The organism is Streptococcus mobilis (assembly GCF_059727625.1).
Map to the genome: position 1 here is coordinate 422,999 of NZ_AP041823.1, position 25,665 is coordinate 448,663.

The 25,665-nt window shown below is 44.7% G+C and carries 19 protein-coding genes, 1 pseudogene and 1 riboswitch; of the genes and pseudogenes, 14 read left to right on the forward strand and 6 right to left on the reverse strand.

What is annotated here, in order from left to right; translation table 11 throughout:
- Positions 1-10: 10 nt before the first annotated feature.
- Positions 11-1,117, forward strand: a complete 1,107-nt coding sequence (gene dinB / locus AC6IZR_RS02065) for a DNA polymerase IV (RefSeq protein WP_497848681.1) — start codon at positions 11-13, stop codon at positions 1,115-1,117.
- A 231-nt stretch (positions 1,118-1,348) separates the two neighbouring features.
- Here the strand turns inward: dinB and recD2 are convergent, their stop codons facing one another.
- The 3 genes from recD2 to rnhC form a co-directional block, all read right to left on the reverse strand.
- Positions 1,349-3,781, reverse strand: coding sequence for an SF1B family DNA helicase RecD2 (gene recD2 / locus AC6IZR_RS02070; protein ID WP_497848932.1), 2,433 nt, complete (start codon positions 3,779-3,781; stop codon positions 1,349-1,351).
- Between the two features lie 67 nt (positions 3,782-3,848).
- Positions 3,849-4,499 (reverse strand): signal peptidase I, encoded by a 651-nt coding sequence (gene lepB / locus AC6IZR_RS02075; protein ID WP_070449379.1) that lies wholly within the window; start codon positions 4,497-4,499, stop codon positions 3,849-3,851.
- Positions 4,500-4,502: 3 nt separating this feature from the next.
- Positions 4,503-5,402 (reverse strand): ribonuclease HIII, encoded by a 900-nt coding sequence (rnhC, locus tag AC6IZR_RS02080; protein ID WP_497848682.1) that lies wholly within the window; start codon positions 5,400-5,402, stop codon positions 4,503-4,505.
- 136 nt (positions 5,403-5,538) lie between these two features.
- On the opposite strand from rnhC, the gene AC6IZR_RS02085 reads away from it, so the two are divergent.
- The 5 genes and pseudogenes from AC6IZR_RS02085 to AC6IZR_RS02105 all read left to right on the forward strand — a co-directional run bounded on the left by AC6IZR_RS02085 (position 5,539) and on the right by AC6IZR_RS02105 (position 12,281).
- Positions 5,539-5,829, forward strand: a complete 291-nt coding sequence (locus tag AC6IZR_RS02085) for a hypothetical protein (protein ID WP_003005477.1) — start codon at positions 5,539-5,541, stop codon at positions 5,827-5,829.
- Between the two features lie 10 nt (positions 5,830-5,839).
- On the forward strand, positions 5,840-6,394 hold the full coding sequence (locus tag AC6IZR_RS02090) for a CvpA family protein (RefSeq protein ID WP_021153876.1): 555 nt from the start codon (positions 5,840-5,842) through the stop codon (positions 6,392-6,394).
- 73 nt (positions 6,395-6,467) lie between these two features.
- A complete protein-coding gene (locus AC6IZR_RS02095; RefSeq protein ID WP_497848683.1) occupies positions 6,468-8,807 on the forward strand; it encodes an endonuclease MutS2 in 2,340 nt (779 codons plus the stop codon).
- Positions 8,808-9,205: 398 nt separating this feature from the next.
- Positions 9,206-10,624 (forward strand): C69 family dipeptidase, encoded by a 1,419-nt coding sequence (locus AC6IZR_RS02100; RefSeq protein WP_155167299.1) that lies wholly within the window; start codon positions 9,206-9,208, stop codon positions 10,622-10,624.
- 129 nt (positions 10,625-10,753) lie between these two features.
- A riboswitch (glycine riboswitch) is annotated at positions 10,754-10,848 on the forward strand.
- Positions 10,849-10,950: 102 nt separating this feature from the next.
- Positions 10,951-12,281: pseudogene (locus AC6IZR_RS02105) on the forward strand (alanine/glycine:cation symporter family protein).
- Between the two features lie 53 nt (positions 12,282-12,334).
- On the opposite strand, the gene sstT reads toward AC6IZR_RS02105, so the two are convergent.
- On the reverse strand, positions 12,335-13,552 hold the full coding sequence (gene sstT, locus AC6IZR_RS02110) for a serine/threonine transporter SstT (RefSeq protein WP_497848684.1): 1,218 nt from the start codon (positions 13,550-13,552) through the stop codon (positions 12,335-12,337).
- A gap of 137 nt (positions 13,553-13,689) precedes the next feature.
- Between sstT and AC6IZR_RS02115 the strand changes: the two genes are divergently transcribed.
- Positions 13,690-14,538, forward strand: a complete 849-nt coding sequence (locus AC6IZR_RS02115) for a mechanosensitive ion channel family protein (protein WP_195623418.1) — start codon at positions 13,690-13,692, stop codon at positions 14,536-14,538.
- A gap of 590 nt (positions 14,539-15,128) precedes the next feature.
- Here AC6IZR_RS02115 and AC6IZR_RS02120 read toward each other — a convergent pair.
- Both AC6IZR_RS02120 and gdhA read right to left on the reverse strand, forming a co-directional pair.
- Positions 15,129-15,446: a hypothetical protein gene (locus tag AC6IZR_RS02120; RefSeq protein ID WP_003016835.1), complete on the reverse strand. Its 318-nt coding sequence runs from the start codon at positions 15,444-15,446 to the stop codon at positions 15,129-15,131.
- Positions 15,447-15,726: 280 nt separating this feature from the next.
- Positions 15,727-17,073, reverse strand: a complete 1,347-nt coding sequence (gene gdhA / locus AC6IZR_RS02125; protein WP_003004977.1) for an NADP-specific glutamate dehydrogenase — start codon at positions 17,071-17,073, stop codon at positions 15,727-15,729.
- A gap of 299 nt (positions 17,074-17,372) precedes the next feature.
- Between gdhA and AC6IZR_RS02130 the strand changes: the two genes are divergently transcribed.
- From AC6IZR_RS02130 to AC6IZR_RS02160, 7 genes are all read left to right on the forward strand, one after another.
- Positions 17,373-18,308, forward strand: coding sequence for a dihydroorotate oxidase (locus AC6IZR_RS02130; protein ID WP_003016837.1), 936 nt, complete (start codon positions 17,373-17,375; stop codon positions 18,306-18,308).
- Positions 18,309-18,586: 278 nt separating this feature from the next.
- The gene (locus AC6IZR_RS02135) at positions 18,587-18,943 is read left to right on the forward strand and encodes a hypothetical protein (RefSeq protein WP_049514572.1); all 357 of its coding nucleotides are present in this window, start codon (positions 18,587-18,589) and stop codon (positions 18,941-18,943) included.
- 275 nt (positions 18,944-19,218) lie between these two features.
- Positions 19,219-20,154 (forward strand): peptide-methionine (R)-S-oxide reductase MsrB, encoded by a 936-nt coding sequence (gene msrB, locus AC6IZR_RS02140; RefSeq protein WP_201037317.1) that lies wholly within the window; start codon positions 19,219-19,221, stop codon positions 20,152-20,154.
- A gap of 541 nt (positions 20,155-20,695) precedes the next feature.
- Positions 20,696-21,409: a CPBP family intramembrane glutamic endopeptidase gene (locus tag AC6IZR_RS02145; RefSeq protein WP_497848685.1), complete on the forward strand. Its 714-nt coding sequence runs from the start codon at positions 20,696-20,698 to the stop codon at positions 21,407-21,409.
- Positions 21,410-21,549: 140 nt separating this feature from the next.
- On the forward strand, positions 21,550-22,893 hold the full coding sequence (locus AC6IZR_RS02150; RefSeq protein WP_497848686.1) for a CapA family protein: 1,344 nt from the start codon (positions 21,550-21,552) through the stop codon (positions 22,891-22,893).
- Between the two features lie 3 nt (positions 22,894-22,896).
- Positions 22,897-24,561, forward strand: coding sequence for a MutS-related protein (locus tag AC6IZR_RS02155; RefSeq protein ID WP_497848687.1), 1,665 nt, complete (start codon positions 22,897-22,899; stop codon positions 24,559-24,561).
- Between the two features lie 32 nt (positions 24,562-24,593).
- Complete coding sequence (locus tag AC6IZR_RS02160) at positions 24,594-25,310, forward strand: DUF554 domain-containing protein (RefSeq protein WP_497848688.1); 717 nt, start codon at positions 24,594-24,596, stop codon at positions 25,308-25,310.
- The last annotated feature ends 355 nt before the right edge of the window (positions 25,311-25,665 follow it).

A 25,665-nucleotide genomic window follows, 5' to 3' on the forward strand; every position in this document is an offset into this window, starting at 1 on the left:
AGGGTGAAAAATGCTGATATTTCCATTGGTGAATGATACGAGTCGCAAGATTATTCATATTGATATGGATGCATTTTTTGCTGCCGTCGAAGAAAGAGATAACCCTAGTTTAAAGGGGAAGCCTGTCGTAATTGGCCAGGACCCTCGTAAATCAGGAGGGAGAGGTGTGGTCTCGACCTGTAACTATGAAGCACGGAAATATGGCATTCATTCGGCCATGAGTTCCAAAGAAGCGCTGGAGCTTTGTCCTCAAGCGATTTTTATCTCTGGAAATTATGAGAAATACCGCGAGGTGGGTGAGCAGGTTCGTGAGATTTTTAAGCGCTATACAGATCTGATCGAGCCTATGAGTATTGATGAAGCCTATCTAGATGTGACGGAAAATAAAATCCAGAGCAAATCAGCTGTCAAGATTGCTCGCTTGATTCAGCATGCGATCTGGGAAGAGCTGCATCTCACAGCTTCAGCAGGTGTCTCTTATAATAAGTTTCTGGCAAAGATGGCAAGTGACTACCAAAAACCCCGTGGCCTAACGGTGGTCTTGCCGGAGGATGCCGAGGATTTCCTGAGCCAGATGGACATTGCCAAATTTCACGGGGTAGGAAAGAAGACAGTGGAGCGCCTGCATGAGATGGGGGTCTATACTGGCGCGGATCTTTTAGCTATCCCGGAGATGACCTTGATCGATCGATTTGGGCGCTTTGGCTATGATCTCTTTCGTAAGGCGCGAGGGATTCACAATAGCCCTGTCAAGAGCCATCGTATCCGCAAGTCGATCGGAAAAGAGCGGACCTACCGCAAGCTCCTCTATGCTGAGGATGATATTGTAGAAGAAATTGCCAATCTGTCCAGTAAGGTGGCCCAATCGCTGGAAAAACACGGCAAGCAAGGAAAGACCTTGGTCTTAAAAGTGCGCTATGGAGACTTCACCACCCTGACCAAGCGAATGACATTGACGGAGCCAACACGAGAGGCTGAGCGGATCAATCGTTCCGCTTGCCAAATTTTTCAAGAAATCGAATCGACAAATACTGGAATCCGCCTCTTGGGTGTCACCATGACCAATTTCGTGGATCATACCGAGTTGCCTTTAGTGGAAGAAAAAGAAAACGACTAGTTTGTTCACTAGTCGCCTAAGATTGATGACAAAGTCATCTTAGAAACTTTCCTTAGGTGAGTACGGACGTCAGCGAACTTCTACGAAGTTCCATGACTTAGTTTTGAACCTAAAGTTTCAAAACTCCCGAGTGCTAGAAACCATAGTGTTTCTAGCACTTTTCTCACGGCGGAAAGTTTCAGCTGTATTTGAATGAGCCTTAAAAAATATATTATTTTAATTTTTGGGGTATCAATTAGGTTGTTTGACATCAAAAAAGGCTGCAATTTCTTCTTCAGTCAGTCCGATCATAGGAGAGATGGTGTGAAGATTGTCTTCTGTCAATCGATAGACAGTCGGTTCATCAGGCTCAGCCTTCCTTTCAACAGTCCCTTCCTTGCTTTGTGCGGATTCGACTGTAGCAGAAGCGGTGGCAACGGCTGAAGAAGAGTCTTTGGTCGCCTCGCCTCCGTCCAGGTCCTTGAAGCGCTCCACCAAGTAGGTCTTGCGCGCAGTACCGGTATTTTTAGTAGCGTAATCAAAGGCGCTGTATTCCCCTAAGAGGATCAGTTTGCTCTTGGAGCGCGTGATGGCAGTATAGATCAAATTACGCTGCAACATTCGGTGGCTTTGATTGGTAATGGGTAAAATCACCACCGGAAATTCACTTCCTTGTGATTTGTGAATACTCATCGCATAGGCTAAGCGAATTTTGTACCAATCATTGCGCGGGTAGACGATTTCATTGCCATCAAATTGGATGGTCAATTCATCTTGCTTGGATTCTGTATATTTTCCTGGGAGAAGGTCGGTGATGTAGCCAATATCTCCATTAAAGACATTGCTTTCTGCATCATTGACCAGATGGATGACCTTATCTCCATCGCGGTATTGGCAGTCTGGCGTGTCAAAGACCACCTGATCTTTGACAGCTGGATTGAGAAGGTCTTGCATGAGCGTATTGATATTGTCAATGCCGGCCTGGCCCTTGTACATGGGTGCCAAGACTTGGATATCTCGAGCAGGGATCTGACTGCGAAGGGCAGCAGAAGTGATTTGTTCGATCATCTTAGGGATGTGTTCGCTTCCGGCTTCGAAATAAGAGCGGTCAGCTTTTCGTTCTGTGAAATCTTGAGGAAGCTTGCCCTGGCGAATGTCTCCTGCTAGTGAGACAATGGTCGAGTCCTCACTCTGACGGAAAATATGCTCCAGTTTGGTCTGAGGGATGCTTGGGGTCTGCAAGAGATCAGCTAAGACCTGACCAGGACTGACAGAAGGCAATTGGTCTGCATCTCCCACAATCAAGAGTTTGGTATCGGTTGCGATATTGCTGAGTAATTGATTAGCCAACCAGGTATCGACCATGGAAAATTCGTCCACAATGATAAAGTCTGCGTCTAAATAGTCCTCTAAGTGGCTGGTGTCATCATCTCCTGTCATCCCCAAATGGCGGTGGATGGTGGCGCTCGGAAGTCCTGTCAGCTCATTCATGCGTCTAGCTGCCCGTCCTGTTGGAGCAGCCAAGAGGATCGGCAGGTCTTGTTTCTTCCGAAGATCCAGCTGGTGGAGTTGGGCATAGACGCTGATCATCCCATTGATAACGGTGGTCTTTCCTGTCCCCGGTCCCCCGGTGAGGATAAAGACCTTGTTTTGGATAGCTTGGTGAATCGCATCTTTTTGAATCGCATCGTAGCGAATCCCTAGATCTTTTTCAACCTCCTCAATCGCCTGGTTGATTTTCTCAGGGTCAAATGAAGTCGACTTTCCTTTTTCTAGGAGGCGACCGATATGACTGCGAATCCCTTCCTCCGCAAAGAAGAGGCTGTTGTCAAAGATCTTGGTATCTATGTTTTGGATCTTGTCTTCCTCGATGAGGCGTCCTAATTCTTGGGCGACAGTGGAAGGGTCCAATTCTACTGGCCGAGCGGATTCTAACAGGTCAATGGTATAGCGCAGGAGGTCCTTGGCTTCGATATAGGTATTTCCAGTCTCGATAGAGTAGCTAAAAAGGCTGTGGATCAGACCCGCGCGGAATCGCTCAGGGGCATCACTTGCAATCCCCAATTCTTCGGCTAGTTGGTCCGCGATTTTAAAGCCCATGCCTTGGATATCTTCCACCAATCGGTAGGGCTGTTGCTCCACGATCTGGAGGGTTTCTTCCTTGTAGAAATCCTGGATCTGAAAGGCCAATTTATTGGGAATGCCGTAGTTGGCTAGTTGGGCGAGAATGCGCTCCGTTCCGTAATTCTGACGGAGTTTTTCTACAAAAGCCAGGCGGTTTTTCTTGGAGAGACCTGTGATTTCTTCTAATTTTTCAGGGGACTCCAAAATTTTGTCAATGGTATCGTCCCCATAGAGGTCCACGATTTTTTGGGCTGTTTTGAGACCAATTCCTTTGAAGTGATCACTGGAAAAATATTTCACCAAGCCCTTGCTAGAGGGTTTGGCACGTTCATAGCGACTGATTTTGAGCTGCTCTCCGTATTTAGGATGATGGACCAGCTCCCCCCAGAAGGTGTAGTCTTCGCCTTCCATGATATCTGCCATGGTGCCCGTCACAATAATCTCAAAATCATCAAAGTCTTCGGCATCTGTATCGCTGATGTCGAGCAAGAGGATTCGAAAAAAACTGCTAGGATTTTCAAAAATAATGCGCTCAATAGTACCAGAAAAATAATATTCCATCATTTCTTTCCTTTTTATAAAGCGAGGCTGGGACATACTTGTCTCAGCCTCAGTCTGTTAATCTATACTAATAAGTTTTGAAAGGGTAGATCGGCCATAGTCTAAAGACGGCTTGTCCTTTGATTTGTTCTTTTTTGAAAGCTCCGACCTGACGGCTATCTTTTGAAACGATCCGGTCATCTCCAAGTAGGAGGTATTCATCGTCGAGCAACTTCAAGGTAAATTTAGGATTGCCATCCTTGTCTACTGTAAAAGCTTGGGCTGTATTGGCCAATTGGCGGAAGAGTTCTCCGTTTTCTTCGAAACCTTTTCCAGTGTATGTTGATTGCAATTTATCTTTTTTGAAACGAGCGATGTAGTCTTTCAAATAGGGCTCATTGGTCTTTTTCCCATTGATGTAGAGGGTATCGTTGTCGTACTGAATGGTATCTCCAGGAAGACCGATGACCCGCTTGACGATGTCCTTGGTTTTGCCGTCGTCGTCTTTTTCATTGGCAACGACAATGTCGAAACGATCAATTGAGAGGTGGTTGACCACAAGGAGATACTCGCTATCTGCTAGGGTTGGATCCATCGAATGGCCGTCCACCTTGACCGGAGCCCAGAGGTAGATGCGAGAGGCGATAATGAGACCAACAATAATACTGAAGAGGCCCCATTCTTTAAGGAATCTCACAACTGGTGAGCTAGATGTATGTTTTGAACTTCTTTTTGACATAACTTATCTTTCTAGTAATTTCTTTGCTTTTTCTGTGTTTTTAAAATGGAGTTTGGCACAATAATCCAGAGCCTTCATCCCGTAGGTCTGAAGCAATTTAGCAGCGACTTGGTCTGACTTCGCCCCTGCTCCACTAGGGAGATTAAAGCCCAGTTCCTTGCCCAGATCTTCCAGATTTTGAAGGAAGAGATTGCGGGCGATGATGGAACTAACTGCAACAGATAAATACTTACCTTCTGCTTTTTCTTCCAACTCAATGGCTTGGGTGACCTGATTTTTTTCAGCTTTCACGTATTTTTGGTAGTTTTTAGCCGTCGTAAAGGCATCGATCACAATTCGCTCTGCTTGGACTCCCTTATTTAATAGAAGATAGATAGCCTGATTGTGCAGGGCCACTTTGACCGAAACAGCATTGTAGCCAGAAGCAATGACTTCATTGTACTTCTTTGGAGACAATAAGAGTGCTTGGTGCTGGATGTTTTCCTCAAGGAGAGGAGCCAATTGCTGAATTTTTCGATCATCCAAGGTCTTTGAATCCCCAACACCGAGCTTTTTGAGCCAGTCGTGCTGGTCAGGTGTGACAAAGGATGCAACGACGGTGAGTCCACCAAAATAAGAGCCGTTTCCGACCTCATCGGTTCCGATCATGGCTAGATCTTGTCCTGCAGATGAAGTAGTAGAACCTTTAGGGTTCCCAGCATCTTGCCCGAAAAAGGTCAGGTAAGGAGTAAGGTCATTGCCCTGAAGCAAGACTTTTCCAGACTTGTAGATCGAAACGGTCGCTCCCTCTAGTCGAAAGAAATAATCCATATGAGGATTCTTGCTTTGAGAGAGAGAGTTGCGATAGGTATGGACAAAATCAAGGATTTGCTCCTGTGTTGGAGTGAGTGTCATACTTTCCATAACCACTATTGTACCACAAATTCAGGGAGAGAGGGAGCAAAAAGAAAGAAAGAATTCACTGGAAAATCCCTGTGAAGAGGGGCTTTGCTACTGACAAAGCTAGCCTTTTTTGGTATAATACCGTGAGGTGATTTTTATGGCGAGCTTAAATAGATATAAATTTACATTTGGAAACAAAGCGCTCACTTTAACAACCAACCATGATAATTTGTTTATGGAAGAAGTCGAACGTGTTGCGAAAGAAAAATACCAAGCAATTAAGGAACAAATGCCAGAGGCAGATGATGAAACCATCGCGATCCTATTGGCAGTAAATAGTTTGTCCATGCAACTAAATCGCGAGATCGAGTTTGACGACAAAGAAAAAGAATTAGATGATTTTCGTCGCAAGGCTTTAGACGACTTAAAGGATAAATCATCCAAATAAGAGGAGATACATGTTAACTTTCTTAATCTTATTGATTTTGGCATGGAGCTTTTATATTGGCTATGCAAGAGGGATTATCCTCCAGTCCTATTATTTTCTAGTGACCTTAGTGGCCCTCTTGATTGCAGGTGGTAGCTACAAGGGACTGGCCAAGGTGTTGTCTCTATGGGTTCCTTTTTCGAGTCCCACCCAGCAATCGGTGAATTATTTTTATGCCAACCGCTACCTATTTCAATTAGATGACATCTTTTATGCAGGTTTAGCATATGTATTGATTTTTGCGATGATCTACCTGATTGGTCGTGTGATTGGGATCTTTATGCACTTGGTACCTCAGCCAGAAAAACTGGAGGATCGCAAGTATCAAATTGGAGCGGGTGTGATCGCCGTCGTGATAACTCTCTTGGTCATCCAGATGGGCTTGACTGTCCTCTCAACGGTTCCCATGGCTTCCATCCAAAATAGACTCAATGCAAGTGGATTGATCCGCTTTATTATCCTTCATACCCCGATCAGTTCCAGTCTGTTCCACAACTTGTGGGTGACTGCGATTATCGGAGCTTAAGGAGCAAAAATGAAGAAAGGAGTGAGACAAGTCCGATTCAAGGAAGGACGCTCACTTTTTTTGTAGGAGAAATATGAATAAAAAAATCTTAGATATTCTGGAGTTTGACAAGGTAAAGCAACTCTTTGAACCCTATCTACAGACAGAACAAGGGGAGATGGAGCTAGCAGCCCTTACTCCAACTGATAAAAAAGAAAGCATCGAAACGGCCTTTATGGAGCTAGAAGATATGGAGCAGATCCTCTTGGAAGAGCCTCGCTTTGCCGTATCGACCATTCAAGATGTCCGTCCAGTGGCCAAGCGTTTGGAGATGGAGGCATCCCTCAATATCGATGAATTACTAGCGCTAAAAGCTGTCCTTCGGGTGACACATGAGCTCAAGGATTTCAACGACAACTTGGAAAATGTCCGTCTGGAAAGGCTCAATCGCCTCTTTGACAACTTGGTAGATCTTCCTCGCCTACAAGGTGGGCTTCAAGCTATCAACGAAGGAGGCTTTGTCGAGTCTTTTGCCAGCGAAAAATTGGCCAAAATTCGTCGCCGAATCCAGGAAAATGAACACCAGGTCAGAGAGATTCTACAAGACCTGCTGAAAAGCAAAGCCGATATGTTAGCGGATGCTGTGATTGCTAGCCGGAATGGCCGCAATGTTCTACCAGTAAAAAACACCTATCGCAACCGGATTGCAGGGGTGGTCCACGATATCTCAGCCAGCGGGAATACCGTTTATATCGAGCCTCGGGCAGTCGTCAATCTCAATGAAGAAATTGCCAACCATCGAGCCGATGAACGGTATGAAATCATTCAGATTCTGGAGGAATTGTCTGACACCCTACGCCCTCACGCAGCAGAGATTGCAAATAACGCTTGGATTATTGGTCACTTAGACTTGATCAAGGCCAAGTATCGGTTTATGCGCGATTGTAAGGCAGTTGTACCAGAGGTTAGCAGCAATCGCTCTATTCAGCTCTTGCAACTACGTCATCCCTTGATTGAAAATGCTGTTGCGAATGACCTGCATTTTACTGAGGACTTGACAGAAATCGTGATTACCGGTCCCAATACAGGGGGGAAAACCATCATGCTAAAAACGTTGGGACTAGCGCAAATTATGGCCCAGTCTGGTCTTCCCATCCTAGCGGATCCAGGTAGTCGTGTGGGGATCTTCTCACAGGTCTTTGCAGATATTGGAGATGAACAATCGATCGAGCAGAGCTTGTCGACCTTCTCCAGTCATATGACCAATATCGTATCTATCTTACATCAAGTGGATACCGCCTCCTTGATCCTTCTGGATGAGTTGGGGGCTGGAACCGATCCTCAAGAGGGGGCTGGCCTTGCTATTGCCATCCTAGAAGACCTGCGCTTACGCGGGATTAAGACCATGGCGACGACCCACTATCCAGAGCTCAAGGCTTATGGAATTGAGACTGCTGGGGTGCAAAATGCCAGTATGGAATTTGACACTGCGAGTCTGCGTCCAACCTATCGCTTCATGCAAGGAGTTCCTGGTCGCTCCAATGCCTTTGAAATTGCCCGTCGTTTGGGCTTGTCTGAGACCATTATCCAGGATGCCATGAAGATGACCAATACGGATAATGATGTCAATCAAATTATTGAAAAATTGGAGGCGCAGACCTTAGAAAGTCGCAAGCGCTTAGATACCATTCAAGAGGTCGAGCAAGAAAATCTCAAATTCAATCGCGCTCTTCGAAAGCTCTATAACGAATTGACCAGAGAGAGAGAAACAGAGCTCAATAAGGCGAGAGAAGAGGCCAAGGAAATTGTGGACATGGCCCTCTCAGAGAGTGACCGTATCCTTCAAGGCCTTCACGCCAAATCCCAGTTGAAACCACATGAGATCATTGAAGCCAAGGCTCAGTTGAAAAAACTAGCTCCTGAGACCGTCGACCTTTCTAAAAACAAGGTCTTGAAAAAAGCCAAAAAGGCGCGTGCTCCTAAGGTGGGAGATGAAATCTTGGTTATCAGCTATGGCCAACGCGGAAGCCTGGTCAAGCAACTCAAAGATGGTCGCTGGGAGGCGCAAGTCGGCTTGATCAAGATGACCCTGGAAGAAAAAGAATTCAACCTCATCAAGGCTGAAAAAGAAGCATCTCAACCTAAGAAACGCCAGGTGAATGTCGTCAAACGCTCGAACACGAGTGGGCCGAGAGCGCGTCTGGACCTCCGTGGGAAACGCTATGAAGAGGCCATGCAAGAGCTAGATGGCTTTATCGATCAGGCCCTGCTCAACAATATGGCACAAGTCGATATCATCCATGGGATCGGGACGGGAGTTATCCGTGAAGGGGTGACCAAGTATCTCCGCCGCAACAAACATGTCAAAAGTTTTGAATATGCCCCACAAAATGCAGGTGGAAGCGGCGCAACCATTGTCACGTTTAAAGGATAAGTTAAGCCCGAGTTCAATTCGTTTTGAGCCCCTTCCCTTTTCAATTTTTAGGCTCAGGCTAAAACAGTTCCCCAAACTGTTTTACTCTCAAAACTCCCGAGTGACTGAAACAATTGTGTTTCAGTCACTTTTCTCACGGCGGAAAGTTTCAGTATATGTTTGAATGAGCCTATTAGTATGTATCAGTTTTAATTATTCTATATCACTTAAGTTGTTTTAAGTAAAAAAATTTATCTACATTCTAAATCCTGGCTGTTTATCAGCTAGTTTTTTTAAAATCTTACATAATGAAAATATGAAAGTTGTTGAAAAGGATTCGCTTTTAAATCTGATTTTCAATAGGTCCTCCCTTTTAAAAGTGCTATAATAGAGGCAATGAATGATTTGGGAGGATACGCATGCGTAAACGTGAAAGTGCAGATTCGTGTACAACGATTCTAGTCGGAAAAAATGCTAGCTATGATGGTTCGACCATTGTAGCACGAACAGAGGATTCTCAAAATGGCGTTTTTACGCCCAAGAAATTGATCGTGGTCAAACCGGAAGATCAACCACGTCATTACAAGTCTGTTTTATCAACTTTTGAAATCGACTTGCCAGATAATCCAGTTCGCTATACAGCGGTTCCAGATGCCATTCCTAAAGACGGGATCTGGGGAGAAGCTGGGATCAATGTCTATAATGTCGCCATGAGTGAGACAGAGACCATTACGACCAATAGCCGTGTGCTTGGGGCAGATCCTCTTGTAGAGAGTGGCATCGGTGAGGAAGACATGCTGACCTTGGTCTTGCCTTATGTTAAGACTGCCCGCGAAGGGGTCTTGCGTCTCGGAAAGATTTTGGAAGAGTACGGAACTTATGAGTCTAACGGGATTGCGATTTCAGATGTGAATGAAATCTGGTGGTTGGAAACCATCGGAGGTCACCACTGGATGGCGCGCCGTGTCCCTGATGATGCCTATGTGACCAACCCGAACCAACTGGGAAGTGATTATTTTGAATTTGGCAATCCCGATGAGTTTCTTTGTGACCCGAATCTTGAAAAGTTTGTCACAGAGCACCATTTGATTCTGGATCAAGAAGGGAAAGGCTTTAATCCACGCTATGCCTTTGGTAGCCAAAAAGACAAGGACCGTCACTACAATACACCGCGGGCTTGGGCCATCCAGCGTTTCCTCAATCCTGAAATCGAGCAGGATCCACGGAGTTTTGAGATTCCTTGGTGTCAAAAACCTTATCGCAAGGTAACGATTGAAGATGTCAAATATGTCTTGAGCAACCACTACCAAGACACTATCTACGATCCTTATGGCCCTGAAGGAGATCACGTGAGTCAGCGGACCTTCCGGACGATCGGGATCAACCGGACCAGCCAGACAGCGATTCTGCAATTGCGTCCCAATAAACCACAAGAAACGACAGGCATCCAATGGATTTCTTATGGCTCCATGCCATACAATACAGCTGTTCCTTTCTTTGCCCAAGTGGATACAACGCCAGACTACTTTGCCAATACGACGGCTAAGGTAACTACGGATTCCTTCTACTGGGCTAACCGGATTATTGCGGGACTAGCTGACCCTCACTATGCTCACCATGTTGGGGATCTAGATGACTACCAAGAATCGACAATGGCTTGGGGACATGCACGCATCAATAAAGTCGATCGTGCACTTGCAGCAGGTGAAACCGTTGATTTTGAGACGGAAAACCAAGCCATGAGTGATCAAATCCAGGAAGCGACAGATCAACTCTTGGACAAGATTTTGCTCGATGCTAGCAACCTCATGACCAATCACTTCTCCTTGAGTGATTAAAAACTGTGCATTTTCAGGTAGTTTACAAGATATTTTCAGAAATGATTGACAAACTTTTGAAAATCGATTAAAATAGAGAAAATTACATACGACCGAATGAAGTTTGCAGGAGCGTGAGTGACTGTGAATGGACGGAACTCTGGAGAGACCAGAAATGGCACCGAAGGGGCAAGGTAGAGGATGCATCTACTCAAACTCTCAGGTAAAAGGACAGAGCGAAAAATAGGGGAAGTCCCCTATTTTAAGCAGGACCAGAGTACATGTTTGACATGTGCTCTTTCTTTTTCTCTTTTCTGTCGAGTGGTCGATGAAAAAGGAGACAGAAAATGGATCATGTATTGCAGTTTTTTCAACAACTCGATAATCTAGTGTGGGGCGCCCCGCTGTTGGTGCTCTTGGTAGGAACAGGGACCTACCTGACCCTTCGCTTGGGTTTACTTCAGATCCGCTACCTTCCAAAAGCTTTTCGCTTGATCTTTACAGAAGATGAGGGACACGGGGATATCTCGAGTTTCGGAGCCCTTGCGACAGCTCTAGCGGCTACTGTAGGGACGGGGAATATTGTAGGGGTAGCTACAGCGATTCAGACAGGTGGCCCAGGTGCCCTCTTTTGGATGTGGATGGCAGCCTTCTTTGGAATGGCGACCAAGTATGCAGAAGGGCTCTTAGCCATTCGTTATCGGACCAAGGATGACAATGGTCATATCTCAGGTGGTCCGATGTACTACATTCTTCACGGGATGGGAGAGAAGTGGCGACCACTGGCTATTTTCTTTGCGGTTGCAGGAGTGTTGGTAGCCCTCTTTGGGATCGGAACCATGACCCAGGTTAATTCCATTACGGGATCCCTTCAAGCCAGTTTTGGAACAGCTCCAGAAGTAGCTAGTGTAGTGATTGCTCTGGTGGTTTCGACCATCATCTTTGGAGGGATTCACTGGATTTCCAAAGTCTCTGAAAAAGTGGTTCCTTTTATGGCTGCTGCCTATATCTTTGCGACTGTCACGATCATTGCCTTGCATCTGGACCAATTGCTTCCAGCCTTGAAATCGGTCTTTTCGGGTGCTTTTACAGGGACTGCAGCCAGGGAGGTTTCGCAGGAGCAACGGTCAAAATGGCTATCCAAAAAGGGGTGGCGCGTGGAGTTTTCTCTAATGAATCGGGTCTTGGATCTGCCCCCATTGCAGCAGCTGCGGCGAAGACTAATGAACCTGTCGAGCAAGGTTTGATCTCCATGACAGGAACCTTTATTGACACCATTATCATCTGTAGTTTGACAGGACTTTCGCTCTTGGTTTCAGGTGAGTGGACGGCTAAGGGCAGTACTAGTACCCTGACTCAGGATACGTTTACAGGCGTCTTTGGCCCAGTCGGAGGCATCATTCTGACCCTATGTTTAGTGCTTTTTGCGACCACGACCATTCTTGGATGGTCTTATTACGGAGAGCGGTGTTTTGAATTCCTATTTGGTGTTAAACATATCAACCTCTATCGGACCTTCTTTGTTTTTATGGTTGGACTAGGAGGATTCCTTAAGCTGGATCTGGTCTGGGTGATCGCGGATATTGTGAATGGGCTGATGGCTTTGCCCAACCTGATTGCCCTTTTAGCTCTCTCCCCTGTCATCATCAAAGAAAGCAAACAATACTTTAAGAAATAAGAAAACCCAGATTGATGGATCTGGGTTTTCTTATCTATTTGAGATAGGAGCATTTAATAGCGTTTTTCTTTTGGCCAGCTACTCATTTCGGCGATGGCGGTGAAGAGCACATCTGTCGAAGAGTTGAGGGCTGTTTCGCAAGAGTCTTGGATGACCCCGATGATAAAGCCGACGCTGACGACTTGCATGGCCAAATCATTGGTGATACCAAAGAGGCTACAAGCAACAGGGATGAGAAGGAGAGATCCTCCCGCAACTCCAGATGCTCCACAAGCAGAGATAGCCGCTACCACACTCAGAATGAGAGCAGTTCCAAAGTCAACCTGAATGTGCAAGGTATTGGCAGCAGCGAGCGTCAAAATATTGATCGTCACGGCTGCGCCTGCCATGTTTACAGTTGAACCAAGTGGAATGGAGACAGAATAGGTATCTGGATTCAGCCCCAACTCTTCACAGAGACGCATATTGACAGGGATGTTAGCTGCAGAACTTCTAGTGAAAAAGGCTGTTACCCCACTGACACGGAGGCATTTAAAAACAAGGGGATAGGGGTTCTTGCGGATCATGAAAAAGACGATCAATGGATTGATGACCAGGGCTACAAATGCCATGGTACCAACCAAAACAAGTAAGAGAATCCCGTAGTTACTAAGGGCACTGAGTCCTTGGCCAGCGATGGTCGTGAAGACCAAGCCTAAGATCCCAAATGGAGCTAGGTTGATAATCCACTCAACAATTTTTGAAGTGATGTCTGCTAGAGTTTGGAGGAGGTCTTTACTATGTTCACTCGCCTCTCTCATGGCAATCCCAAAGACAGTTGCCCAAGAAAGGATCCCAATGTAGTTGGCTTGCTGCAAGGCATTGACCGGGTTGTCGACGATCTTGAGCAAGAGGTTACTAATCACTTCGCCAATCCCGTTTGGAGAGGATCCTTCAGCGGCCTTTCCAGTCAGGGTAATGGTGATCGGGAAAATGTAATTGATCAAAACAGCGACGAAGGCAGCTGCAAAGGTTCCTAGGAGATAGAGGACGATGACCTTTTTCATATTGGTCTCTGTCCCTTTTTGGTGTTGGGAGAGGGCGTTTGCGACGAGCGCAAAGACCAGAAGGGGTGCGATCGCACGGAGCCCCCCAACAAAGAACTCTCCTAAGAGTCCAATGCCAGTTGCTTTCGGGAAGATAAGGGCTAGGATGACACCAAGTACAATCCCGATTGCGATCCTTTTCATAAGGTTGGTTTTATTCCAAGTGGTAATCAATCGATGAATCATGTAAGACCTCCTTAAAAAATAATTAAGGAATATTATACGATAGTGAGGGGGGAAAAGCAATGAAATTTTCAAAAAATAGCCTTATTTCCGAATATTTGATATAATCATACTATTCTTTGATAGAAAGGCCCGAATAAATGAGTCAAGCTTTCCAACGTTATTTCAGTAAAATAGACTGGACGAAGATTTTTGATGATCTGATATCAAAATGTATCTCTCTGATTTTTATCTTTCTCTTATTTTTTATTGCTAAAAAGGTCATCCATAGCCTGGTTAAGCGGATATTAACCCCATCCTTTAAGTATACGGTGCAGGATGAAGCCCGTAAAAATACGATTCTCCGTTTGGTTGAGAGCCTTTTAAACTATTGTTTGTATTTCATCTTGATCTACTGGATTTTGTCGATACTGGGTCTTCCAGTCTCTAGTCTCTTGGCTGGTGCTGGGATTGCTGGGGTGGCGATTGGGATGGGAGCCCAGGGCTTTCTTTCCGATTTGGTCAATGGTTTCTTCATCCTTTTAGAACGCCAGCTGGATGTGGGAGACAATGTTCGTCTCACGAATGGATCTATCAATATTGCCGGAATCGTCAGCAGTGTCGGGATTCGCACGACCCAGGTGCGGGACTTTGATGGGACTCTCCACTTTGTTCCGAATCGCAACATCACCGTCGTCAGCAATCTCTCACGCGGTGATATGCGAGTGCTGATCGATATTCCGCTAGATGCAAATACCGATCTCGACAAGATCTATCAGGTGATTGCTCAGGTCAATCAGTCTCAACAAGACAAACACCCAGAAGTGTTGACAGGTCCTACGATTTTAGGCCCACAGATCGAAAAAAATGGTCGTTATTCCTTCCGTATTGCGATGACTGCGCAAAATGGCACCCAGACGACGGTCTATCATACCTACTATAAACTCTACCATGATGCCTTGATGGAAGCAGGGATTAGCCTACCGACAGGAAAGAATGGGATCATGTAATAAGAAAAGCTCAGAAATTAGAATGTAGACAAGGTCCTCTTAGAAACTTTCCTTAGGTGAGAACGGACGTCAGCGAACTTCGAAGAAGTTCCATGACTAAATCAAGATACAAAGGGCGTCTGCGGATAAAGTCAAAATAGGAAGTTTGACGCAGAATCTTTCGATTCTAGGAGGACTTATCTTTTTGACACAATCCGCAGCCCGTGTTCAATTCGTTTTGAACCCCTTCGCTTTTTAATTTTTAGGCTCAGGCTAAAACAGTTCCCCGAACTGTTTTACTCTCAAAACTCCCGAGTGCCTGAAACGTTATTGTTTCAGGCACTTTTCTCACAGCGGAAAGTTTAAGTAGACGATTGATAATTCTATCGAATAAATTAATTTATGAACTAATTTTTTATATTTTTTAACACAAAAAAGAGGCTGGGACAAAAGTCCTAGCCTCTCAATTATTTTTGTATTGTCGAGCAAGACGCAGTGGTTGAGTGGGCTCTACTGCGCTGATTTCATCAGCTTTTACAGCCCTACTCAACTGTGCGGAGGTGGGACGACGAAATCGAATTCTAACGAATTACCGATTTCTGTCCCACTCTCTATTTTAAGTGGCAGTATTTGAAATCCAGCTTTTTAATCTGGTCCCAATTTTTTCGAGCCTCTGGTGGCAAGACGATGAGTTGCTGGCGCAACATCGTCGTGATTTCAAGATTTAAGGATTCGATGGGGAGGGCAATGGCTACGGAACTTTTTGCCCTTTGGATCTTGTCCATGCAATATTCAATATGATGGCAAGCTGCACCGGTCTGTGATTGACGGCTAGCTGCGATTTCTTGTCGCATATTGGAGAGTAATTGGACCAATTCAGACTTAAGGAATTCGATCGTATCTGATTTTTCTTGAGCTAAAAGAAACATAAGCACACCTCCTTTTGCTATAGTTTAATACTAATTTATTAAAAATGCAAGGGGGTAAAGTAAAAAAAATAAAAATTTTTTAGAAAAAGATACAGAAAAAGAGAAGGCTCAAATCTCCCCACTACAGACAGTCGAGCCCCTTGTCTTTAAAAATGACTCTCATGATTTAGGGTCAGTTGCCCTCGCAGAGATCGGAGACTACAAAAAAACTCCTGAAACATACTGGTTTCAGGAGTTGAGAGGCTTTGACCCGAAGGTCTTAAAGAAAAATATCGATTGATTATACAAGACCTTGTGCAATCATCGCGTTTGCGACATTTTCAAAGGCAGCGATGTTGGCACCTGCAAGGTAATCTTTACCAAGTCCGTAAGTTTCTGCAGTTGTTTTAGCAGTGTTGAAGATGTTGGTCATGATGTCTTTCAAACGTCCGTCCACTTCTTCGCGTGTCCATGAAAGACGTTGGCTGTTTTGGCTCATTTCAAGAGCAGATACAGCAACCCCACCAGCATTGGCTGCTTTAGCAGGTCCGTAAAGAATACCATTTTCTTTGTATACGTTGATGGCATCGATGTTACTTGGCATGTTTGCTCCTTCAGAGACAACTTTCACACCTTGAGCGACCAAACGTTTTGCAGCATCGCCATCGATTTCATTTTGAGTTGCACATGGAAGAGCGATATCATAGTTACCAGCATAAGTCCATACAGAACCTTCGTAGTAAGTAGCAGTTGGTTTTTCAGCAGCGTATTCAGTCAAACGTGCACGACGTTTTTCTTTGACGTCTGTAAGAAGGTCGAAGTCAATACCGTTTTCGTCGATTACGTAACCGTTTGAGTCAGATACAGAGATAACAGTTGCACCAAGTTCAGTTGCTTTTTGAAGAGCGTATTGAGCAACGTTACCAGAACCTGAGATCACGACTTTCTTACCAGCAAAGCTGTCGCCGTTTGCTTTGAGCATTTCTTCAGTGTAGTAAACCAAACCATAACCAGTTGCTTCTGGACGGATCAAGCTACCACCAAAACCAAGAGGTTTACCAGTCAAGACACCAGCATCGAATTGGCGAAGGCGTTTATATTGACCGTAAAGGTATCCGATTTCACGTCCACCAACCCCGATATCACCGGCTGGGACATCAAGAGAAGGACCGATGTGTTTTTGCAATTCAGTCATGAAGCTTTGGCAGAAACGCATCACTTCAGCGTCTGTTTTTCCTTTAGGATCGAAGTCAGATCCACCTTTACCACCACCGATAGGAAGACCAGTCAAGACGTTTTTGAAGATTTGTTCGAAACCGAGGAATTTCAAGATCCCTTGGTTAACAGTTGGGTGGAAACGAAGTCCGCCTTTGTAAGGACCTACAGCAGAGTTGAATTGAACACGGTAACCACGGTTTACTTGGATGTTTCCTTCACGGTCAACCCAAGGAACACGGAAAGAAATTACGCGTTCAGGTTCTGTAATACGAGCCAAGATGTTTTCTTCGATGTATTCAGGATGTTTTTCAAAAACAGGTTCCAAAGTGCTGAGGAACTCTTCAACAGCTTGAAGGAATTCAGCTTCGTGGCCGTTACGAGCTTTTACAGTTTCGAAAGTGCTTTGGATATATTCTTTAGCAGTTGTCATGTTAATTCTCCTTTGTGAATGAAACGAAAACCAGCAAACCCGCTAGGGGAGTGGCTTTGAGACAGTTGACAAACAATGTCATGTTTTATTACATGGATCATTATAGCAGACTTTTTTTGGCTTGTAAAGAAAAAAGTTGAATTTTCTGAAAATTTTATCGTGACTAGGAAAGTCCGAATGTTTGGAAGAATTTTTAGCTTTGATTGTCCGGAAGCTTCCAAGTGATGGTATAATGAAAGAAGAAAATAGAGAGCATCCCGAACGATTCTGTTGGTGGTGTTTCAAAAAAGGAGTACAAGATGGTATCGACAAAAACGCAAATTGCTGGTTTTGAATTTGACAACTGCTTGATGAATGCGGCAGGTGTAGCCTGTATGACCACTGAGGAATTAGAAGAAGTGAAGAACTCAGCTGCGGGGACCTTTGTGACCAAGACAGCGACCTTAGAATTCCGTGCTGGTAATCCAGAGCCACGCTACCAAGATGTGCCGCTTGGTTCGATCAATTCGATGGGGCTACCTAACCAAGGGTTGGACTATTATTTGAATTACTTATTGGAGTTGCAAGAAACGGATCCAGATCGGACCTTCTTCTTATCTCTCGTCGGCATGTCTCCTGAAGAAACTCATACCATCTTGAAAAAGGTGCAAGACAGTGACTTTAAAGGATTGACAGAGTTGAACCTATCTTGTCCCAATGTCCCTGGGAAACCTCAGATTGCCTATGATTTTGATACGACAGATCGGATCTTGTCTGAGGTCTTTGCCTATTTCACCAAACCTCTAGGGATCAAGTTGCCCCCTTATTTTGATATCGTTCATTTCGACCAAGCAGCAGCGATCTTTAACAAATACCCGCTCAAGTTTGTCAACTGCGTCAATTCGATCGGAAATGGCCTCTACATCGAGGATGAATCCGTGGTGATCCGTCCGAAGAACGGCTTTGGTGGGATTGGTGGAGAATACATTAAACCAACGGCTCTCGCCAATGTCCATGCCTTTTACCAACGTCTGAATCCAGAAATCCAGATTGTGGGGACAGGGGGCGTCTTGACTGGTCGCGATGCTTTTGAGCATATCCTTTGTGGGGCTAGTATGGTGCAAATTGGAACGACACTCCATAAAGAAGGAGTAGGAGCTTTTGACCGCATCACTGCGGAGCTCAAAGCCATCATGGAAGAAAAAGGATACCAAAGCCTGGAAGACTTCCGTGGGAAATTGCACTACATTGACTAATCTTTCGAAAAGAACTTCCTCAAGTGGAAACTTGGGGAAGTTTTTTATGAGAGTGGGACAGAAATCGGTCATTCGTTAGAATTCAATTTCGTCGTCCCACCTCCGCACAGTTGAGTAGGGCTGTAAAAGCTGATGAAATCAGCGTAGTAGAGCCCACTCAACCACTGCGTCTTGCTCGACAATCCAAAAATAATTGAGAGGCTAGGACTTTTGACCCAACCTCATTCTGTTCCTAGTTTTAGGAATTTTCCATTTTTATAGAGAGAAAAAGGTGTACAATGGAGGTGAAAAGGAAGGTGATTGCTATGGAAGAAAGGGATGTGATTCAAGAGGCAAGGACGACGGTCAGCCTTCTTCAAACAGCCTTTTTGAAAGGATTCACCCCCAGTCCAGATGCCTTTCGATTTCGAGAAAATCTGGAGCAGATGTTGAAAGGTTTACGAAAGGCTAGGCGGGTAGACAATCGCTTGTTGATCGAGTTGGAAAAGTTTTATCAGACCGCCAGTCTATTGATTGGTCTGGGCGGGCTAGCATTGAACGAAGAAGCCTTTCAAGCTTGGCGAGCTTATGATCACTGGCATTATGAGGTAGTGAAGCCTCAGTTACAGGTCTACGGACCGACGGTGGTTTTGTAGTTGATACTAGCTTTGTGTTTGTCCACAGATATTCAGAGGAGGTGTTGGTCATGGTAGTTCTTCATGATTTTCTACATCAGTTAAGCATTTCGTTTTGGAATTTCTACTACTCGCTCTTTTTCTTATTTGAAAAATAAGAAGGATTGAATCCCTTTTACATATAGTAGAAGGGATTTTTGATGCAGAATCCTTGAAAATCTGAGGCTCTTGGATTATGATGGAGCTAATAGATGAGAAGCGTTCCTTGTGGGGAATGCAGGAAGTGAGGAAAAAAGATGGCAGAGATTTATTTAGCAGGTGGCTGTTTTTGGGGCTTGGAGGAATATTTTTCACGGATCCCCGGTGTAGAACAGACGACGGTGGGCTATGCCAATGGCCAGGTAGAAACGACCAATTACCAACTGATTAAGGAAACGGATCATGCAGAGACTGTACAAGTTATCTACGATCCAGACAAGATCACTCTACGAGCGATTCTGCTCTACTATTTCCGGGTGATCGATCCCTTATCCATTAACAAACAGGGAAATGATCGAGGCCGCCAATATAGGACGGGTGTCTATTATACAGACGAGGCAGATCGTGAAGTGATCGCCCAAGTGTTTGCAGAAGAAGAGAAGCAACTGGGACGCAAAATTGCGGTTGAACTAGAACCCTTGCGCCACTATATTTTGGCGGAGGACTACCATCAAGACTACCTGAAGAAGAATCCTGGAGGCTATTGCCATATCGATGTGACAGATGCTGAGCAGCCCTTGATTGATCCAGCAGCTTATCAGAAGCCAGATCAAGAAATCCTAAAGGCGAAACTGACAGCAGAGCAGTACCAAGTCACTCAAGAAAGCGCGACGGAACGTCCTTTCCACAATGCCTATGACCAGACCTTTGAAGAGGGGATCTATGTGGATATTACGACGGGGGAGCCTCTCTTTTTTGCCAAGGATAAGTTTGCGTCTGGCTGTGGCTGGCCAAGTTTCTCCCGTCCCGTTGCCAAAGATGTCGTCCACTATTACCAGGACCATAGCCACGGGATGGAGCGGATCGAAGTTCGTTCCCGCTCAGGCAATGCCCATCTAGGCCATGTCTTCACCGATGGACCAAAAGACCAGGGTGGTCTTCGCTATTGTATCAATTCGGCCTCGTTGCGCTTTATTCCAAAAGAAGAGATGGAGCAAGAAGGTTATGGATATTTGTTAAATGCTTTGAAATAATAGAAAAAGCATCTTAGAAACTTTCCTTAGGTGAGTACGGACGTCAGCGAACTTCGAAGAAGTTCCATGACTAAATCAAGATACAAAGGGCGTCTGCGGATAAAGTCAAAATAGGAAGTTTGACGCAGAATCTTTCGATTCTAGGAGGACTTATCTTTTTGACACAATCCGCAGCCCGTGTTCAATTCGTTTTGAACCCCTTCGTTTTTCAATTTTTAGGCTCAGGCTAAAACAGTTCCCCGAACTGTTTTACTTTCAAAACTCCCGTGTGCCTGAAACAATTATGTTTCAGGCACTTTTCTCACAGCGGAAAGTTTCAGTAGATGCTTGCATCAGTAACAATCATTAAGAGTTTTTCTGACAGTTTACTAAGGATGGTTTATGTAAAAGGTTCCATCTGCATTATAAGGTGCGGAAGACTCTATTATATATTTCAGAAACGAAAGAAAAACTAAAATATAGTGTTCTCAATAAAGGTAATCTATGCTATAATAAATATCATTTTCATGAAATTCCAAATTAAAAAAGTAGAGATGAAATTATGAAATATTTGAAACATACGATTGCCTTGCTATGTTTTTCCTTTATGGCTTTATTTGTTGTAGTAATGGCTGCGATAAAAATTACAACTTTATTCAGTGGGAGTATTACTTTTTTTTATAGTATCCAGCTAGCTCTTGAGGTGTTTCTGAGTCTTGGGATCATCCTCTGGATGAAACGGGAAAAACTTCCGATAACGTTTACCGCTTCAAAATGGAAGTGGTCTTATCTGATTTACTTTTTCCTTATTTTCCTTTTAAATATGATGACGATGTGGATTGCTACAATATTTCAAAACTATATTGTTCCCGCACCAAATGATTTATTACCTAGACTACCAGATTCAGTGTTTTTGAAGGGAACTGGTATAGTAGTTTTTTTGAAATTCGTTCAGTCTATTATGACTGGTCCAATTTTGGAAGAATTGACTTGTCGTGCTTACATGATGAATGTCTTTTTTAAACATAGTCGCTTGCACTTAGATGTATTAGTATCAGCTCTGTTTTTTTCAGTGCTTCATCTAGTGTTTGTGTTTCGCGATCCGATCTCCTTCCTGCTCTTTTTTGTTGGAGGGGTATTCTTAGCAGAAATTTATAAAAAACACAGGGATATACGATTGGTTATTCTCTTACATGCTTTTTACAATTTTTTACCTTACTGGAAACCAATTTGGATATTCGTCTACAATTATATCTACTGGCATTTTTTGGTGTGACGAAGCTATTGTTTCAAGTAATTAGTCATTTGAAAGTTCTGTTTTGCAGAACTTTTTTCTCCTCTGGAAATTTGTGATACAATGAAGAGAAAGTATTTCAATGACAGCTCAATCTGTTGAGGTAGGAAGAAGAGGTAGGAATGTTAGAGAAGTGGGAGAATGTGAAAGGGACCATCAAAACGATGGGAAAAGAACTATCGGCGGCCTTTGACTGGGCTTTTGATCGTCTTTTTTCAAGGATTCAGCTGACCAATGAACAGTTTGTCTATGTGCTCTTGTCAGTCGTTTTTATCGTGGCCAATGCTATCTTGTGGGTGCAAAAGTTCCAAGGCTTTCCGATCACCGCAACCGAACGGCCAGAGGTTGTGTACAAGGCCAAGACACCGGCTGATCAGATTCCTCATACAGCTCGGATCATGGCTAATGGAGATCAGCTCTATCATGATCTGGTCTATATGAGCGCGCAAAAAGAAGATGGGACTTATGATTTTCATGAAAATTATGAGTATGTCAAACCCTGGCTACAAAAGGCGGATCTAGCCTTGGGTGATTTTGAGGGAACCATTAACCCCAATTATTATTTGTCAGGATATCCTCTTTTTAATGCGCCGAGCGAAGTCGTACCAGCCATCAAGGATGCTGGTTATGATGTCATGGATTTGGGACACAACCACATCCTGGATTCAGGTCTAGAAGGGGTCTATTCGACAGCCAAAGCCTTTGAAGATGTAGGCATCACCCCTGTCGGTGTCTACACGCATGAAAAGAGAGGCCAGGCCCCCTTGGTGATCAAGGAAGTGAATGGCATCAAGATTGCTATTCTAGCCTACGCTTATGGGTTTAATGGAATGGAAACGACCCTTACTCCAGAGGAGCAAGCAGATGTCTTGTCTGATCTGGATGAAGAGCGGATGAAGGCGGAGATCCAAAAGGCGGAGCAAGAGGCCGATATCACCATTGTCATGCCCCAAATGGGAATTGAGTACCAATTGGAGCCGACAGAAGAGCAAAAAGAACTCTATCACAAGATGGTTTCTTGGGGAGCTGATATCGTCTTTGGCGGGCATCCCCATGTTGTAGAGCCTGCTGAAGTGGTCAATAAAGATGGTCAAAACAAGCTTATCATCTACTCAATGGGGAATTTTCTGTCCAATCAGCGTCTGGAAACCATGGGGGACGTGGAGACAGCTCAATGGACAGAACGAGGAGTCTTGATGGATGTGACCATCGAAAAGATTGGCCGCAAGACACGGATTAAGACGGCTACTGCTCATCCAACCTGGGTTAGTCGGACTCCGAAGGGAACCTATTCTCCTGAAGGCTATGACTTGTACAAGTACCAGACCTATATTTTGGAAGATTTTATCCAGGGTGGCAAATACCGCGACAAGCTGGATGAGGAGACCAAGGAGAGAGTGGACACGGCATACCGAGAAATGAAGGAACATGTCCACTTGGACTGGCCTCAGAGTGGAAAGGAATAGAGCATGGAAGGAAATGTGAACTGGATCCCGCTTGGGATCCTAGGATTGATCGTGGTGATTTGGGCAACCAAATTTCTTACAGCCATCCGCCTCAAGCAAAAGCTGAAGAAGGCTTGGGATGGAGCGCCTTTCTTTCGCAAGAAAGACACAGAAGAAAGTTTGATAGATAGTCTGGCTTATCCAGCTAAGGGAAAGACGATCGATAGCCAAGTGGATGATCAGACCTGGCATGATTTGGCTTTGGATGCGGTCTTTGATCAGCTCAACTATACCCAATCGAGCCTTGGAGCAGAGGCTCTCTATCAAAAGATGCGCCTGCTGGAATTCCAGCCTCAGGACCAGCTTCATGACTTAGAAGCCTTCTTTGAAGAGCATCCTGATTTGCGCCTCAAGGTCCAGGTCATTTTCAACCAACTGGGCAAGAAGAACCACAACATGGCGCGGAGCATTGTCGCAAATCCCGGCAAGCATTATGCAGGTTTACCCCTCTATCTAGCCTTGGCCTGTCTTCCTATTGTCTGTCTCTTTGCCATCCCCTTTGAGCCAGTCGGTGCCATTACCCTCTTGGTTATCAGTGTGGTCTTTAATATTGTCTTTTCGAGTTTGCGCAATTGGTCCAATAAAATCCGTCTGGACAATGTTAGCTATTTGGTCCGCATCTTTGCTTCGGCAGAACGCTTGAGCCATCTAGCCTTGCCACAACAAGAAGAATTGAAGCAAGCGGTCAAACCCTTTAAGAAAACGCGGATCCTTGCCAGTGTCTTGCAGAGTCCAACGGGGACTTCGGAAATGGAAATTATTCTCCTCTACCTCAACGTCCTCTTTTTACTCCCGCAGATCGCTCAGGTTTATATTTACAATCAGGTGAAGGCTCATCAAAAAGAGGCCCAGAAGCTTCTGGATCTCCTTGGAGAGATGGAAGTCGCCATTAGTCTCTTGCGCCATAAGCGGGATCTAGAAGTGGTCTGTGAGCCGGTCTTTATGGAGACAGGTGGCATTGAGGGCGAGACGCTCTATCATCCCTTGCTGTCCAATCCGATTGCGAATGATGTGCATTTTCAGAAAAATATGGTCATCAGTGGGGACAATGCCTCCGGGAAATCGACCTACCTTAAAACTGTCGCCATCAATGCCATTCTGGCTCAAGGATTAGGCTTTGCCTATGGAGAAAAATTAGCCCTTCCCTATGGTCATGTGCTAACGGCTATGGATGTGAGCGATGACATTGAAGTTGGAGATAGTTACTTCATCACTGAAAGTAAAGCTATTTTACGTATGATTCAGCATCTGAAGAAGTCTGGCTTTCACTACTTCTTTATTGACGAGCTCTTTAAGGGGACCAATACCATCGAGCGGATCGGATCAGGTCTTGGGATTGTCCGCTGGTTGGCTGCCCAAAACTGCCTCTACATGATTTCCAGTCACGATATTGAGCTGGTCGCAGCCTCTGGTGAGGTTAATGATAATTACCATTTTGACAGTCGCTATGTGGATGGCAAGATTGTCTTTGACTACCAGATCAAGCCAGGATCAGCAGTAACCAAGAATGCGGTCAATACTCTAGAAAGCCTGCATTATCCAGAGGAGATTACGCAAACAGCCAAGGACTTGATTGACCAGTATGAAGAGACGGGACACTGGTCTTTGAAAGAAATTGAAAAGGAATGAAAATGAACGAAAATGAACGAAGGAATTTGTAAATGATCGGTTTAGGAACCTTCTATAATGCCTTAGGAGTTGTATTTGGTGGGCTTTTAGGACTGCTCATCGGCCAACGTTTGTCAGAAGATTTTCATGAGACTCTTCTGAAAGTGACAGGAGTTGCTGTCTTTGTCTTGGGCATCGCGGGGACCTTGGAAAAGATGCTGGTGGTGCATGGAAGTCATGTGGAAAGTCACGGCAGTATGATGTTGATTCTGAGTCTAGTGCTTGGGACGGTGCTTGGAGAGCTTTTGAAGATTGAAGAGGGCTTGGAGCACCTCGGGACATGGCTGAAGGAAAAGACGGGCAATCAAGGTGATACCAGCTTTGTCGATGCCTTTATGACCACGGCCCTGACCATCTGTATCGGAGCTATGGCGGTGGTCGGAGCTGTCCAGGATGGCTTGACAGGTGACACTTCGACCTTGTTGGCTAAGGCTATTCTGGATATGGTCATCGTTTTAGTTTTGACCGTTTCGAAAGGAAAGGGTGCGATCTTTGCGGTAGTCCCACTCATGATCCTTCAGGGCTTGATCACGCTTTTGGCCCATTTGATCGCACCGATCATGACCCCACAAGCTCTTTCGAATCTCTCACTGGTTGGCTCCAGTCTCATTCTCTGTGTTGGGATCAACCTCATCTGGGGCAAACGAATCAAGGTCGCCAACCTCCTTCCAGCAGTGTTGATTGCCATTATTTGGGCTTTTGTTGGGTAAAAAAGAGAAGCTAACCGGTAAGGATCGGTTAGCTTTTTTAATTGCCCTTGTAGTCTTGTTAGAAAAATGGAAGTATTCCAAAAAGGAGGGGATTTCCCTTAAATAGGATAAAATAAAAGAAAGGATGAAAGATTGGATTCATTTCTAAGGTGAAGGGTGAAAGGTTATAATCCAACTAATTGCAACAGATTCTTAAATTGCATCAAGCTATGAATTTTGGGGGAAGAATTTCGGATGTCATCTGGAATTCTTTTTTGTTAACATATGTTTCCTTAAAAAAATCATTTTCGATGTGATGATTTGTTAACATTAATTCAAGCATTCTTTGGTAAACTTGTAACAGAAATTAAATAAG